At 55.9% G+C, this 14,872-nt stretch carries 11 protein-coding genes and 1 tRNA gene; 7 read left to right on the top strand and 5 right to left on the bottom strand.

Going from position 1 to position 14,872, the window contains the following annotated elements:
• Positions 1-5: 5 nt before the first annotated feature.
• From OSH09_RS09860 to gloB, 4 genes are all read right to left on the bottom strand, one after another.
• Positions 6-977, bottom strand: a complete 972-nt coding sequence (locus OSH09_RS09860) for a tripartite tricarboxylate transporter substrate binding protein (protein WP_207872096.1) — start codon at positions 975-977, stop codon at positions 6-8.
• A 372-nt stretch (positions 978-1,349) separates the two neighbouring features.
• Complete coding sequence (gene fabI, locus OSH09_RS09865) at positions 1,350-2,135, bottom strand: enoyl-ACP reductase FabI (protein ID WP_207872093.1); 786 nt, start codon at positions 2,133-2,135, stop codon at positions 1,350-1,352.
• Positions 2,136-2,166: 31 nt separating this feature from the next.
• Complete coding sequence (locus OSH09_RS09870) at positions 2,167-3,576, bottom strand: transglycosylase SLT domain-containing protein (protein ID WP_207872090.1); 1,410 nt, start codon at positions 3,574-3,576, stop codon at positions 2,167-2,169.
• A gap of 10 nt (positions 3,577-3,586) precedes the next feature.
• The gene (gene gloB, locus OSH09_RS09875; protein WP_376912182.1) at positions 3,587-4,396 is read right to left on the bottom strand and encodes a hydroxyacylglutathione hydrolase; all 810 of its coding nucleotides are present in this window, start codon (positions 4,394-4,396) and stop codon (positions 3,587-3,589) included.
• A gap of 23 nt (positions 4,397-4,419) precedes the next feature.
• Here gloB and OSH09_RS09880 point away from each other — a divergent pair, with 23 nt between their 5' ends.
• The 6 genes from OSH09_RS09880 (at position 4,420) to OSH09_RS09905 (ending at position 10,839) form a co-directional block, all read left to right on the top strand.
• The gene (locus OSH09_RS09880) at positions 4,420-5,181 is read left to right on the top strand and encodes a class I SAM-dependent methyltransferase (protein WP_207872085.1); all 762 of its coding nucleotides are present in this window, start codon (positions 4,420-4,422) and stop codon (positions 5,179-5,181) included.
• Entirely contained in the window at positions 5,178-5,621 is a 444-nt protein-coding gene (gene rnhA / locus OSH09_RS09885) for a ribonuclease HI (RefSeq protein ID WP_266120879.1), read from the top strand. Before OSH09_RS09880 ends, rnhA begins: the two co-directional genes overlap by 4 nt.
• 99 nt (positions 5,622-5,720) lie before the next feature.
• Positions 5,721-6,767, top strand: coding sequence for an efflux RND transporter periplasmic adaptor subunit (locus tag OSH09_RS09890; protein ID WP_207872079.1), 1,047 nt, complete (start codon positions 5,721-5,723; stop codon positions 6,765-6,767).
• Positions 6,768-6,776: 9 nt separating this feature from the next.
• The gene (locus OSH09_RS09895) at positions 6,777-9,854 is read left to right on the top strand and encodes an efflux RND transporter permease subunit (protein ID WP_266120880.1); all 3,078 of its coding nucleotides are present in this window, start codon (positions 6,777-6,779) and stop codon (positions 9,852-9,854) included.
• Between the two features lie 90 nt (positions 9,855-9,944).
• Positions 9,945-10,670, top strand: coding sequence for a DNA polymerase III subunit epsilon (gene dnaQ / locus OSH09_RS09900; RefSeq protein ID WP_207872072.1), 726 nt, complete (start codon positions 9,945-9,947; stop codon positions 10,668-10,670).
• A gap of 94 nt (positions 10,671-10,764) precedes the next feature.
• Positions 10,765-10,839, top strand: a tRNA-Val gene (locus tag OSH09_RS09905).
• A 284-nt stretch (positions 10,840-11,123) separates the two neighbouring features.
• On the opposite strand, the gene OSH09_RS09910 is transcribed toward OSH09_RS09905, so the two are convergent.
• Positions 11,124-12,437, bottom strand: a complete 1,314-nt coding sequence (locus OSH09_RS09910) for a short-chain fatty acid transporter (protein WP_207872059.1) — start codon at positions 12,435-12,437, stop codon at positions 11,124-11,126.
• A 363-nt stretch (positions 12,438-12,800) separates the two neighbouring features.
• Between OSH09_RS09910 and OSH09_RS09915 the strand changes: the two genes are divergently transcribed.
• Positions 12,801-14,846: a TonB-dependent receptor plug domain-containing protein gene (locus OSH09_RS09915; protein ID WP_266120881.1), complete on the top strand. Its 2,046-nt coding sequence runs from the start codon at positions 12,801-12,803 to the stop codon at positions 14,844-14,846.
• Positions 14,847-14,872: the final 26 nt, after the last annotated feature.

Here is a 14,872-nt window from a genome sequence, read left to right on the forward strand (position 1 = left end):
AATCCTTAGTTGATGGTCAGTCCAATTTTTTGTGCCAGTTCCCGGAATCGATCGATGTCGTTATTGATCATTGCCTGGAACTGGGCGGGGCCGTCGTGCGCGACTGTGTAGCCCAAACTTTCCAGTTTTGCTTTCACGTCGTCGCGCGCAATGATTTTTTCTATGGCTTCGTGCAGTCTTTGCACCACAGGCTCCGGAGTACCGGCGGGTGCCAGGAGTCCATGCCATTGATTCAGCTCATAACCTGGGTAGCCAAGCTCGGCGATGGAGGGCACATCGGCGAGCAGGGGACTACGCTCTGCCGAGGTCACCGCCAAGGCTCTTACCTTCCCGCTTTCAATGAAGGGCAGGGTGCTGGAAGCGGTGACGAAAGCGGAACCAACCTGATCACCCATCACATCGTTCAGAGCACCGCCGCAGCCTTTGTATGGAATGTGTGCCATTTCCACACCTGCTGCTTCGTTGAGCATTTCACCGGCCAGATGTTGTGGAGTGCCGTTGCCGCAAGAGCCAAAGAACACTTCCCCTGGTTTTTCTTTGGCGGCCGTGAGCATGTCTTTCAGTGTCTTGTAGGGGGAGTTGGCCGGCACAATCACTACAGAGGGAACGAAGGCGAAATTGGAGACGGCTGTGAAGTCATTTTTGGGGTCAAAAGGCAGCTTGTCGAAAACGGCCGGATTGACTGCGAAGGAGCTGTTGACCATCAGCAGTGACTGACCGTCGGCTGGGCGTTGGGCCACCATACGTGCACCAATATTGCCGCTGGCACCGGGACGGTTGTCCACAATCGCAGATTGGCCGAGCTCTTCGTTGAAGTAATTCCCGACCAGGCGGGCCAGTAAATCCGTGCCCCCTCCAGGTGGGAAGGTGACGATAATTTCGATCGGTTTATTCGCGCTGGCGGTGGAGGGGGCCAGCATTGCACAGCTCAGCAAAAGCCCAGCCAGGGCCAGCAGACGCGGTTGGCGTTGGAACATTGTGTCTCCTCGAGAATCGAGTTCTGTGATTGATTTTTTATACTTTAATAGTCAGTGCACTGACATAAATATTATTCACAGATTATTTTTTTTATCCTACTAGGGAAAACGAGAAAGTCAGTGTACTGATTTGTTTATGTTTTTTATTGCTTATATAAGAAGCTTGTAGAGCAAATTTCAGCCGCGCCAGCGCGGGTGCTATCTGCCTTGTCTGCGTAAAGCAAAATGCTTTGATGACACACTTTTGCCAAGTTGGAGCAGGGGTGGTGTTGGGTCTTGCTGGGCTGACTCAAGGCCAAAAAAAAGGAACAGCGCGAAAGTCTGTTCCTTTTTACCGTCATGACGCTTAGTGGCGTCTGCTGGTGGTAAGCCTTATTCCTGCATGCCGGGGACGATGCAGTTAAAGCCTGCATCCACGTGCGTGATTTCGCCCGTAATGCCGCTGGCCAATTCGGACATCAGGAAGGAGGCGACATTGCCCACTTCTTCGATGGTGACGTTGCGCTGCAAGGGAGCGTGCGTCTCTACGAATTTCAGAATGGTAGAGAAGTCCTTGATGCCGCTGGCAGCCAGGGTCTTGATAGGACCGGCCGAGATTGCATTGGCACGAATGCCGTACTCGCCCAGGGCCACAGCCAGGTAGCGCACCGAGGCTTCCAGAGCCGCCTTGGCCACACCCATGGTGTTGTAGTTGGGGATCGCTTTTTCAGCACCCAGGTAGGTCAGTGTCAGCACCGAGCTTTTGCGACCTTTCAGCAAAGGCAGGGCGGCTTTGGCCAGAGCGGGGAAGCTGTAGGCGGAAATGTCGTGGGCGATACGGAACGATTCGCGCGACAAGCCGTCCAGGAAGTTACCGGCGATGGCTTCGCGCGGTGCAAAACCGATCGAATGCACCAGGCCGTCCAGACCGTCCCAGCGCTCGCCCAGCAAGGCAATGGCTTGCTCGATTTGATCGTCTTCGGACACGTCACAGGGCAACACGATATCGGTACCCAGTTCCTGGGCAAAGCCTTCAACGCGCTCTTTGAAACGCTCGCCCACATAGGTCAGGGCAATCTCAGCACCTTGTTGGCGACATGCTTGCGCGATCCCGTATGCAATAGAGCGGTTCGAGAGGACGCCTGTGACCAGGATGCGTTTTCCTTGCAGGAAACCCATGCTGAAAATCCTTTATGTAATAGTGGGTGGACTAGCCACGAATATTGGAACCGGGAACACGCAAACGTGTACCCCTGGAAAGAGAGCTGCCTTTGATATTGTTCAGGCGTCGCAGTTCGGCCACCGAAGTGTCGTAGCGTTTCGCCAAGGCGTAAAGTGTATCGCCCTGCCGGACCGTATGGGTACGTACGTTGGCGCCACGACGCAACACAACGGTGTCGTTATTGCGGTTGATGCTGGCGGTTTGTGTACGGGCCCGGCGAGTGCTCTGGGCCACGGGGGCGGCGGGGGTGTTGGTCAGGGAGGCCAATTGCAGGCTGCCTTCACCCAGGGTCGTGCTGGGGACCAGCAAGGTCTGGGCGACGGCCTTGGTGCTCTTGCTACCTAAGCCGTTGATGGAGCGCAGTTGCGACAAGGTAATGCCGTGCCGCTGGGCAATGGACAGATAGCTTTCGCCACGTTTGGACTGGTAGGCTTTCCAGTTGCTGAGCTTGCCTTGGTAGGCGGCCAGATTGGCGTTGAAGATATCGACTTTATTGGCAGGCAGCAGCAAGGTGCTGCGATCAGCCGGAATAGTGGGGCGGTTGTGGGCGGCATTCAAGGCCTTGAATTCGTCCACGGAGATTTCAGCCAGCTCGGCAGCCAGGGCTACATCAATGTCTTTGGTCTTGCGTACAGCCGTAAAGTAAGGCGTGTTGCTGACCGCAGGCAGGGTGATGCCGTAGCGCTCGGGGTTGGCCACAATGTTTTTGATCGCCTGCAGTTTGGGGACGTAATTGCGCGTTTCGTCCGGCATCTTCAGGGATAAGTAGTCAACGCCCAGATCTGCCTGTTCATTGCGCTCCATGGCGCGGCGTACGGAACCTTCACCCCAGTTGTAAGAAGCCAGAGCCAGATACCAGTCGCCCTGGAATTCGTACAAATAAGACAGGTAATCCAGAGCGGCGCGGGTGGATTCGACTGGGTCGCGGCGCTGGTCTACCCACCAGTTCTGCTCCAGTTTGTATTGCGTGCCGGTGCTGGGGATGAACTGCCACAGGCCAGAGGCATGGGAGCGCGAATACGCGACGGGGTTGTAGGCGCTTTCCACGAACGGTAGCAAGGCCAGTTCGGAAGGCAGGCCGCGAGCATCCAGTTCGTCCATGATGTGGTACAGATAGCGCGAGGCGCGCTGGCTCATGGTGCGGATGGATTCGGGGTGCGAAGCGTAGTAGTTGGTCCAGTAATCGACCAGATCGGTATGCAGGTTGGGGATGGAGAATCCGCGGCGCATCCGGTCCCAGGCGTCTTTGGGAGGGTGGGTCAGGTCAATCGTACGAGACGTATCGGCGGCAATGCTGGTGGTGGTCTTGGCGGCTTTTTGCGGACTGACCTTGGGGCCTGTGGCGCAGCCTGCCAGCACGAAAGCGCATAGCAGCGCGAAAAGTCTCAGTAGGTTCATTGCGGAATCTTCAGAAATTATTTTTCCAGTCGCGCAGGCTGGCAAATACCTCGACAGGATTATCCAGGGACTGAGCGGCATAGTGCTCGGCAGCGTGAATAACAGCAGTCGTCTCGCAACGCAGAAATGGATTGGTAGCCAATTCTGTTTTCAGGGTGGATGGCACCGTAGGCAAGTTTTGCTGACGCTTGAGCTTATCCTGTTCCCAACGCTCATGCAGTTGGGGATTGTCCGGCTCTACCTGTAGAGCCCAGCGTAAATTGGATAAGGTGTATTCGTGCGCACAGCAGATCAGGGTGTCCGATGGCAGCTTTGCCAACTTGCCCAGGGAATCTGTCATTTGTGCCGGGGTGCCTTCAAAAAGGCGTCCGCAACCGGCGGCAAACAAGGTATCACCACAGAAAACAAAGGGCTGTTTTACCTCATTTTGACCAAAGTACGCAACGTGTCCGGCGGTATGGCCCGGGATATCCAGTACGTCCAGCGTCAATTCCAGAGTGGGTAATTCAACCTTGTCAGACTGGCCGACACGCACGTCACAGGCAGGCAGACGCTCGTGGGCCGGGCCCCACACGCGGGCCGGATGCTGGGCCAGGATATCCATGACACCCCCGACATGGTCACCGTGGTGGTGTGTCAGTAAAATAGCATCCAGTTGTAAGGACTCGCTTGCCAGCCAGTCCAGAACCGGGGCGGCCTGACCGGGGTCCACAACCAAAGCATGACCATTGCGCGCTAAAGCCCAGATATAGTTGTCGTTCAGGGCAGGCAGTGGGATCAGGCGAACATCGCTTGGCGCAGGCCAGGTAAATGTATTCATCATGGTAGAGGGAGAGAGCGCCAGTGGAGCAGACTTTGAATGATCAATTTGCCCAGTGGTTGGAAACCGTACCGGGGCGATATGTGCGAGCCTGGGAACAAGCCCGGGTCGAAGCCGAGGTGGTCAACGCCTTCGGGTATCATGCCATACAAATTGGATTGCCGCATTGGGACCTGCTGGCGCATAGCCGGGTCTCCTGCAAGGTATGCACGGCCCAGGCCGGGGTCTTGCCAGCCAGCCAGAAGAATCTGGTGTATGCCGAGCCCGAACATCTGCCTTTTGATACGCAAAGCATTGATCTTTTAGTTCTGCCTCATACGCTGGAAAGCGCCAGCGACCCTCACCAGGTTTTGCGCGAGGCCGAGCGTGTGCTGGTGCCTGAAGGTCGCATTATCCTGACCGGTTTCAACCCTTTGAGTTTGTGGGGCGCCCATGACTGGATTCCGGGCCTGGAGCGGGGCACGCCCACCTTGCCGGGGGATGTCTTATCGACCTCGCGCTTGCGAGACTGGTTAAAGCTCTTGTCCTTTGATGTGCAAAGCACGCAGATGGGCTGCTATGCGCCCCTGTGCCGTCAGCAGGTCTGGCTGGATCGCTGGGGCTGGATGGAACAAAGTGGTGCGCGCTGGTGGAGCTTTGCAGGGGCCGTCTATATGATTAGCGCGGTCAAGCGAACGCCCGCCTTGCGCATGGTCGGGCCCAAGTGGAAAAAAAGTCGTCGGCGTGTGCGTCGGCCTATGGTGGTGGCAGGACGCGCTGCCGATGAAGGAATTAGCAAGATATGACTGATGTTGTGGATATTTGGACCGACGGCGCCTGCAAGGGCAATCCGGGATTAGGGGGCTGGGGCGCTCTGCTGCGTCACGGCGGACGTGAAAAAGCCATTTGCGGTGGCGAGGCTGACACCACGAATAATCGTATGGAACTGCTGGCGGTGATCGAGGCTTTGAAAGTCCTGAAACGCCCATGTCAGGTACGCGTGCATACGGATTCCCAGTACGTACAAAAAGGCATGAACGAATGGCTGCCCGGCTGGAAAGCACGCGGCTGGCGCACGGCAGATAAAAAGCCCGTCAAGAATGCTGACCTGTGGCAGGAACTGGAAAAGCAGGCGGCCAAGCATGAACTGACCTGGCGTTGGGTGCGTGGCCACGCGGGCGATCCCGGGAATGAAAGGGCGGATCAACTGGCCAATGAAGGGGTGGAAATAGCCAGGCAGTTATAAGATCTTGGGCAGATTCTAAGCCCGCTGATAGTACTATTAGCCACTCGTCATATTTTGTCAGACAGCTTCACCGGCCTGGCCGGTCAGGATAAGCCGCCCATGATTTCCACGCTGCGCCCCACGATTTTTTCTCTGTTTCTCGTCCTGTTTGCAAGCAGCACACCTGTTTGGGCTCAGTCTGAGGCCACCCGGGTGGAAGTATTGCCAGTGCGGCAAAGTGAGTTGATTCGTGATGTGGCCGCCGTTGGAACCCTGGTAGCCAGGGAATCCGTGGTTTTGCGCCCCGAGATCAGCGGTCGTATTTCGGCGATCAGTTTTGAAGAAGGCCAGCCCATCAAGAAAGGTCAGCTTTTGATTCAACTGGACCCGGCGATGGCGCAGGCGCAGTTGAATCAGGCGCAGGCTAATTTGAATCTGGCTAATAGCCAGCACAAGCGTTCTTCGGAACTGAGTCGTCAGGGTTTCATCAGCCAGCAAGCCAAAGACGAGTCCGGCAGTCGCTTGGCAGTCCAGCAAGCCGAAGTGCAATTGGCGCGTGTGCATCTGGATAAAACCCGTATTCGTGCTCCTTTCGATGGCGTCACCGGACTGCGTAATGTGTCGGTGGGTGATTATGTGGGGCCGGGCACCGATCTGGTGCAATTGGAAGCCGTCTCTATCCTGAATGTGGATTTCCGTATTCCCGAACAATACTTGGCTGATGTGAAGCCCGGTATGCCAGTAGAGCTGCGCTTTGATGCCTTTCTGGGCGAGACACGCAAAGGCACTGTGCTGGCCGTCAGCCCGGCGGTGGATACAGCAGGTCGCTCGATTTTGTTGCGGGCTCAAGTGCCTAATGAAGACGGTGCCTTGCGCCCTGGCCTGTTCAGCCGCGTACGGCTGGAGCTGTCGCGCTATCAGGCCTTGATGGTGCCTGAAACCGCACTGGCCCCTTCCGGCCAGGATCAGTACATCTATATTGTGAAAGACGGCCGTGCAGAGCGCCGTCAGGTACAGATTGGTGTGCGCGAGCAGGGTTGGGTGCAAGTCACAGGCGATCTGAAAGCCGGGGACAATGTGCTGGTGGCAGGGCTGCAAAAAGTCCGTGATGGGGTGCCGGTCGATATTCAGGAAGTGATCGACGTCCAAACCCAGCCGCAGCAATAGGACGCAATCATGGTTCTCTCTGATTTATGTATCCGTCGCCCGGTATTCGCCACGGTTCTGTCTTTGGTGATTGTGCTGGTTGGTTTCATTTCCTATGAGCGCCTGACCGTACGCGAATACCCCGCCATCGATGAGCCGGTGGTGTCTGTCATCACCAACTATAAAGGGGCCTCACCGGAGGTGATCGAGTCCCAGGTCACCAAGCCTTTGGAAGACCAGTTGTCCGGTATTGAAGGCGTGAACGTGATGACGTCACGCAGTCGTTCCGAACGCAGCCTGATCAACATTAAATTCAATCTGGACCGAGCCCCTGATGCGGCCGCCGCGGATGTGCGTGACAAGGTCTCGCGGGCCCGTCGCTTTTTGCCTGATGAGGTGGACGAACCCATCATCAACAAGGTGGAGGCGGACTCTACCCCGATTATTTATGTAGGTGTGGACACCGGCGACTACAGCATGCTGGAGGCCTCGGACTACATCAACCGCTATATCAAGACACGTTTGTCGGTTTTGCCCGGTGCGGCCGAAGTGCGTGTGTTTGGCGAACGCTTGCCCGCCATGCGTATCGACCTGGATCGTACCCGCCTGGGGGCGTATCAGTTAACCGTGCAGGACGTGGAAGATGCCCTGCGCAAGCAGAACGTGCTGATCCCGGCTGGCCGGATCGAGTCCGATGCACGCGAGTTTTCTGTGGTGTCCTCGACGGACCTGGAAACGCCCGATGAGTTTCGCGACATCATCATCAGCCAGGTGGCGGGTTATCCGGTACGTATCTCCGATATTGCCGACGTGCGTATCGGGCCAGCCGAAGAGCGGGTATTGGCCCGTTTTAACGGCCAGAACAGTCTGAACATTGGTGTGACCAAGCAGTCCACCGCGAATCCGCTGGACCTGTCCAAGTCCGTGCGTGCCGAAGTCGAGCGCATCAACGAGAGCTTGCCGGGCAATATGAAGCTGGCCGTGTCTTACGACAGTTCCATCTTCATTCAGAAATCCATTGATTCGGTGTACACCACCATTGCCGAAGCGATCTTGCTGGTGGTGCTGGTGATCGTTTTTTTCCTGCGCAGCTTCCGTGCCAGTGTCATCCCCATTGTGACGATTCCGATCTCTCTGATCGGTGCCTTCGCCATCATGTATATGCTGGGTTTTTCCATCAATACGCTGACTTTGCTGGCGATGGTGCTGGCCATTGGTCTGGTGGTGGACGATGCGATTGTGGTGCTGGAGAACGTGTACCGCCATATCGAAGAGGGCAAGACGGCCATGCAGGCGGCCTTTTTGGGTGTGCGTGAAATTGCCTTCGCCGTGATTGCCATGACGCTGACGCTGGTGGCGGTGTACGCGCCACTGGCTTTCGCCACAGGCCGCACCGGGCGATTATTCATCGAGTTTGCCCTGACCCTGGCTGCCGCCGTGCTGGTATCCGGTTTTGTGGCGCTTACCCTGACTCCCATGATGTGCTCGCGCATGTTGCGCCCACATGGCGCAAAAGTGGGCCGCGTCAGTCAGAGCATAGAGAACTTCCTGGTCTGGCTGACCCGTGGCTATCGTCGCGTTCTGATTCGTGCCTTGCGCTGGCGCTTTCTGGTCTTGCTTATTGGTGTCGCGGTCGCGGCCTCCAGTGGCCTGCTGTTTACCGTCATCAAAAGCGAACTGGCTCCGATTGAAGACCGAGGTGTGATCTTCGGGATTGTGAATTCGCCTGAGGGGGCCACACTGGATTACACCTTGCACAATGTGGAGCGGGTGGAAGAGCTGTATCGCGGCATACCGGAAACAGAGGGCTACCAGTCCGTTATTGGTTTCCCGACTGTGACCGACTCGTTTGCGATTCTGCGTCTGAAACCCTGGGAAGAGCGCACACGCAATCAGCAATCCATTGCGCGTGAACTGCAGCCTCATTTCTCGGCGATTTCGGGGGCGCGCGCCTTCCCGACCAACCCGCCGTCCTTGGGGCAGCGGGCTACGTCCAAGCCAGTGGAGTTCGTGATCATGAGTCAGGCCCCGTATCCGGAGCTGGCCAAGATCGTGGACGAGTTCCTGGCCGAGCTGAAGGACTATCCAGGCTTGTTGAACGTGGATACCGACTTGCGTTTGAACACGCCGGAAATCCGCATTGATGTAGACCGCGACAAGCTGGCTGACACAGGCGTGTCAGTGGAAGCGGTTGGCCGCACACTGGAATCCATGCTGGGTGGCCGTCAGGTGACGCGCTACAAGAGCGATGGCGAACAATACGATGTGATTGTGCAGGTCGACAAACTGGCTCGCTCCAGCCCGCAAAATATTCTGGATATTTACGTGCGCACCAAAGACGGTGGTATGGTGCAGGCCTCCAACTTCCTGAAGGTGCGCGAAAGCGTGTCGCCGCAATCGCTGAACCACTTCAACCGGTTGCGGGCGGTGATTGTGGAAGCCTCGGTGGCACCCGGCTATGCCCTGGGTGAAGTGCTGGAGCACATGAGCGAGGTGGCCCGCAAGACCTTGCCGGAAACCGTGCAGACGGACCTGGATGGGCAGTCGCGGGAGTTCCGTGATTCTTCGGGCAGCATCTATCTGGTTTTCCTGATGGCCCTGGCCTTTATTTATCTGGTGCTGGCCGCGCAGTTTGAAAGCTGGCGCAATCCGCTCATCATCATGCTGTCCGTGCCCTTGTCCATGACGGGGGCCTTGCTGGCGCTGTGGTTATCGGGCGGAACCTTGTCCATCTATAGCCAGATCGGTTTGATTACGCTGGTCGGCCTGATTACCAAGCACGGTATCTTGATTGTGGAGTTTGCCACCCAGCAACGCGAAGCCGGGGCCAGTTTGTACAATGCCGTGGTGCGCGCTTGCGAGATGCGCCTGCGCCCCATCTTGATGACAACCGGCGCCATGGTGCTGGGTGTCTTGCCGCTGGCCTATGCCTCCGGAGCCGGTGCGGAATCCCGTCAGCAAATTGGTTGGGTGCTGGTGGGCGGTTTGTCCCTGGGGACCTTGCTGACCTTGTTTGTGGTGCCGGTGGCATACACCTTGATTGCAGGCAAGAAGGTGGGGCAGGACAAGCAGTTGGAACTGATTGATAAGCCCGAGGCGTCTGTCTAAACGACTGGACCACTGTATCCGGGGTGGCAGGCAATAGTGCCGTTACCTTGTTGAAGGCAGTGGCCTTGATTGAATTTGTAGGGAAAGTAAATGCGTCAAATTATTCTGGATACTGAAACCACCGGTCTGGAGCCGCGCGAGGGGCACCGTATTGTCGAGGTCGGCGGGGTAGAGCTGTTCAACCGTAAATTGACGGGCCGTCACCTGCACTTGTATCTGAACCCGGATCGGGATTCAGACCCGGAAGCCTTGGCCATTCACGGTTTGACCACCGAGTTCCTGGCCGGACACCCGCGCTTCAAGGATGTAGTGGATCAGGTGCTGGACTTTGTGAACGGTGCCGAAGTCATCATCCATAACGCCTCCTTTGATACGCGCTTTCTGGACGCCGAACTGCAGAAAGTAGGCAAGAAGCCATTTTCCAATTACTGCGACACCATTACCGACTCCTTGCTGGTAGCGCGGGAAATGCATCCGGGCAAGCGCAACTCGCTGGATGCCTTGTGCGAACGCTACGGTATCTCCAACTCTCACCGCACCTTGCACGGCGCCTTGCTGGACTCGGAGTTGCTGGCCGATGTCTGGCTGGCCATGACGCGCGGTCAGGATGCCTTGTTAATGGACTTTGACGAGTCAGGCGGAGAAGGCGGCGACGGCAGCGATTTGAGCCTGGGCAAGTTTGATACCAGTGTGCTGAAAGTCTTGCGTGCTTCGGAAGCCGATCAGGCCGAGCATGAAAAGTATATGGATGTGCTGGAAAAGCAGAATAAAAAAGCACCCTTGTGGCGCGAGATGTTGAACCCCTCGGCGGAGTGATGGCCGCATAAAAATAGCAGGCCCAAAACTTGTCAGGCAAGCAGGGCCATGCTATAGTTTCTTTCTTCGCAGCTTTTCAGTTCTTGAAAGCTTCGGGCGGTTAACTCAGTGGTAGAGTGCCACCTTCACACGGTGGAAGTCACAAGTTCGAACCTTGTACCGCCCACCATCTCTACCTTCCTTATTTTTCCCCTGCTTTAAATTTCATTGCCCACACATCGCGGCGGCTTTCTTGCGTCCATATGGTTTGTGTTGTCCCACGCTTGTGTTTGCTCGGTCGAGCCCCTTGAGGTTTGATAGAGACAGGCCTGCAGCGTCACATGAGGCAACACGGAGTCATTCCGGGGTGCAGAAAAAATACTGTTGAGCCAATGCAAAACGCCCAATGAAAATCATTGGGCGTTTTTATTTTCAAGACGTTTGCGATACTCGTGCAGAGCATCGCTCTGCGTCTTACAACCAGGTCAAGCCAATCGAAATCACGATACCCGAAACAATGAGCTGAATCAGGCAAAAGCCCATGATGTCCTTGGCTTTCAATCCGGCAATAGCCAGTACTGGCAAGGCCCAGAAAGGCTGCAGCATATTGGTCCAGGAATCACCCCAGGCGACAGCCATGGCGGTGCGAGCCATATCGGCGTCCAGCGCCTGAGTAGCGGCAATCACGACCGGGCTTTGTACGGCCCATTGTCCACCGCCCGAAGGTACAAAAATATTGACCAGACCGGCGCTCATGAAGGTCCAGAAAGGCAGGGTGGTGGCGGTAGCAAAAGACACCATCCACTCGGACAGGCTGGCAGCCAGACCGGAGTCGATCATGATGGCCATGATGCCTGCGTAAAAGGGGAACTGGATCACAATCCCGGCACCGCCGCGGATGGCTTCATCCAGGCTTTTCAGCAGACGACGTGGTGTGCCATGCAGCAAGATAGCCAGAATCAGGAAGGTGAAGTTGATCACGTTCAGGTTCAGGGTCGCACCGCGCAGCACGTAGTAGTCAAACAGGTAGGCCAGGCCAGCGACACCAATCACAATCGAGATCAGGCGGCTGTTTTCCAGACGGTCCGCAGGGCGATCCGTGGTTTGTGTGGTGTCATCTGGAGCATCTTCCAGCAACTTGGGATCCACATAAATGCTTTCTTTATCGCTGGGCAGCATCAAGCGGTTGATCAATGGCACCAGGATAAACAGGGCGATCACAATGGCCAGATTGAAGAAAGCGAAGATAGTGTCGGATGTACCGATGATGCCAATCTTGTCTTCGGAAAAGTGCCCCGAGGTGGCAATAGTCAGTGGAACCGAACCGGCCAGCCCACCGTGCCAGACCAGAAATCCGGAGTAGGCACTGGCAACCAGCAAGCGGTAGTCAACACGGACCTGACGGGCCAGTTCTTTGGCGAACAGGGCACCCACCACCAGACCGAAGCCCCAGTTGATCCAGCTTGCAGCCAGAGAAACCAGAGTGACCAGAATAATGGCCGAGCCTGCGGAGCGAGCCAGAGAGGCCAGACCACGCAACCAGCTTTTTACCAAAGGGGTGCTGGCCAGCATGTGCCCAGTTAGCAAGACCAGCAGCATTTGCATGGCAAAGGTCAGCAGACCCCAAAAGCCATTGCCCCAATACTGGATGATCTGCATGGGAGAGCGTTGCTCAAAGGCCATTGCCGCAATCCCGGCAATCAGTGTGAGCAGAATGACGAAAATATACGGATCGGGTAGATAGCGTTCAACCAGGCGGACCGAACCGCGCGTCATGGCTTTAAACATAAATTGTGCTCCTGTGGATTTGCGCCAGTATTTGCGCGGGTCCTGTGTCTTGGGATTGGATTCGGTGCTCATTTGTGCGAGCACCTTGCTGACAGCATGTTGATAAAAATGCTCAGTACAGCCGTATTGTTGGCGAGAAGCCGCAAATTGGGAAGACGGGAAAACCTGAACCTTAAAGTTTCTGGCTAGTTGTAGTTCTTCGCTATATGCTTTACTATATAGCGGTGTTTTCGAAAGAACCATCACTCATCGCTCGATGATGGGTTCTATTTACGGGCCCCCTGGGGCCCGTTTTTTTTTGCAGTGCATTTTTGTGTAGTACCAGTTCATAAACCAATTAGAAAGATCGAATAGGGAAGTGGAATGAGACATCAGTCCAAACGCGCCACAGCAGCGCGTCATCAATCCGTTTGTTTTGTACCTCGCGCTTTGGTCTTGAGCCTGATGGGGGTCTTGGCAGTTAGCCAGGCTCACGCTCAAGAAAACGAGGATCGCGTTTTCCAGTTGGGCAAAGTGGTCGTGCAGTCCAATCTGAATCGTGAAGCTCCCTTGGGAGAGAGCGCGGTTAGCCAGAAAGAAATGCAGGCTTTTGATTTGCGCGACGTGGGTGCCGCCGTCAGTGTGCAGCCCGGCGTGACCGTTTCGGCGGGCGGTGCTCGTAATGAACAAATGGTCTATGTGCGCGGCTTCGATTCGCGTCAGGTGCCTTTGTTCCTTGACGGTATTCCACAGTACGTGCCGTACGACGGCTATGTGGACTTCACCCGTTTCACCACGATGGACCTGAGCGAAATTCGAGTGGCCAAGGGTGCAGCTTCCTTACTGTATGGCCCCAACATCATGGGTGGTGCCATCAATCTGGTGACGCGCAAACCCGTTAAAGAATTTGAAGGTGAGTTCCGCGCCGGTTACGCTACGGGCGATCAGCGCTACAGCGCCTTGAACGTGGGCACTAACCAGGGTTCCTGGTATTTGCAAGCTGGCCTGTCCTGGTCGGGCGAACGTACTTTCCCTTTGGGCCGTGGTTTTGAGGATCAAAAAGCACGTCCTACCGATACCGGCGGCATGCGCAGCAATGCCTCGCAAATGGACAAGAAAGCATCCTTCAAACTGGGTATCACCCCCAATGCTACGGATGAATACGTCATTGGTTACGTGAACCAGAAAGGGCAGAAAGACAATCCGGTCTACACCGGCGTGAATGATGCCAAGCTGGGCCAACGCTACTGGCGCTGGCCTTACTGGGACAAGGAAAGCCTGTACTTCCTGAGCTCCACCCGGATTGGTGAGAGCAACACCATCAAGACCCGTGTGTATGAAGACAAGTACAAGAACGGTCTGGATATGTATAGCGACGGGCAATACGCCACGCTGACGGGGCCGACAAGCGAGTACACGGACCGTACCCGTGGTGCGGCGCTGGAGTGGGTGAACACCAGCCTGGACAATCACGAACTGCACTTTGCCTTGCACTACAAGGAAGATCAGCACCGTGATCCCAAGCCCGCTGGCACGGAACACTATAAAGACGTAACCACCTCCCTGGCTTTTGAAGATCGCATTGCTCTGGGCGAGCAGTGGCAACTGCGCGTTGGTGCCAGCCACGAGCGTCGCAAAGCCAAAGAGGCGCATAACTTTGAAACCGGCGATACCGATGCCACCAACGGTCTGCTGGAACTGGGTTACGACTGGAGCGAAGCGATGCAGGTCTACGGTAGCGTGGCCTACAAAACCCGCTTCCCCACGATTAAAGATCGTTACTCCAGCCGCATGGGTTACGCCCAACCCAACCCGGATCTGAAACCAGAGCATGCCATTCACTACGAACTGGGCTTGCGTGGTCAGCCATGGGAAGGCGCTCAACTGGAATCGGCACTGTTCCTGAGCCAGGTGCGTGACATGATTCAAAGCACCGTTATCCAGGCACCCGGCTGCGACAAGTATCGTCCTGTAGGCTTTTGTGATCAGGCCACCAACTTGGGCAAGGCTCGTCAAATGGGTCTGGAACTGTCCTTGCAGCAGGATTTTTCGGCACACTGGTCTGGTGGCCTGGCATACACTTATTTGAATCGTCGCAATCAGTCTGATCCAGACGTCAAATTGGTGGATACGCCGAATCACCGTCTGTTTGCTCACTTGAGCTGGAAGCCGACGGCACAGTGGGAAGTAATGGGTTCGGTGGAAACCGAAAGTGGCCGTTACTACTCCTACGCCAATAGCAAGGGCGATCAGATTTACGAAAAAACACCGGGCTTTGCCTTGTTGGGCTTGAAGGGTATCTGGCGTCCGAATTCGGACATCACCCTGGAAGCGGGTGTACGTAACCTGGGCGACAAGTTGTACCAATATAAAGAAGGCTACCCCATGCCCGGACGTGTCTGGTTTGTGGGCGGAAGCTATCGTTTCTAAAGCACATCGTGCTTAGCAGTTAAAGG

Source organism: Alcaligenes parafaecalis (assembly GCF_026344135.1).
GTDB lineage: Bacteria > Pseudomonadota > Gammaproteobacteria > Burkholderiales > Burkholderiaceae_B > Alcaligenes > Alcaligenes parafaecalis.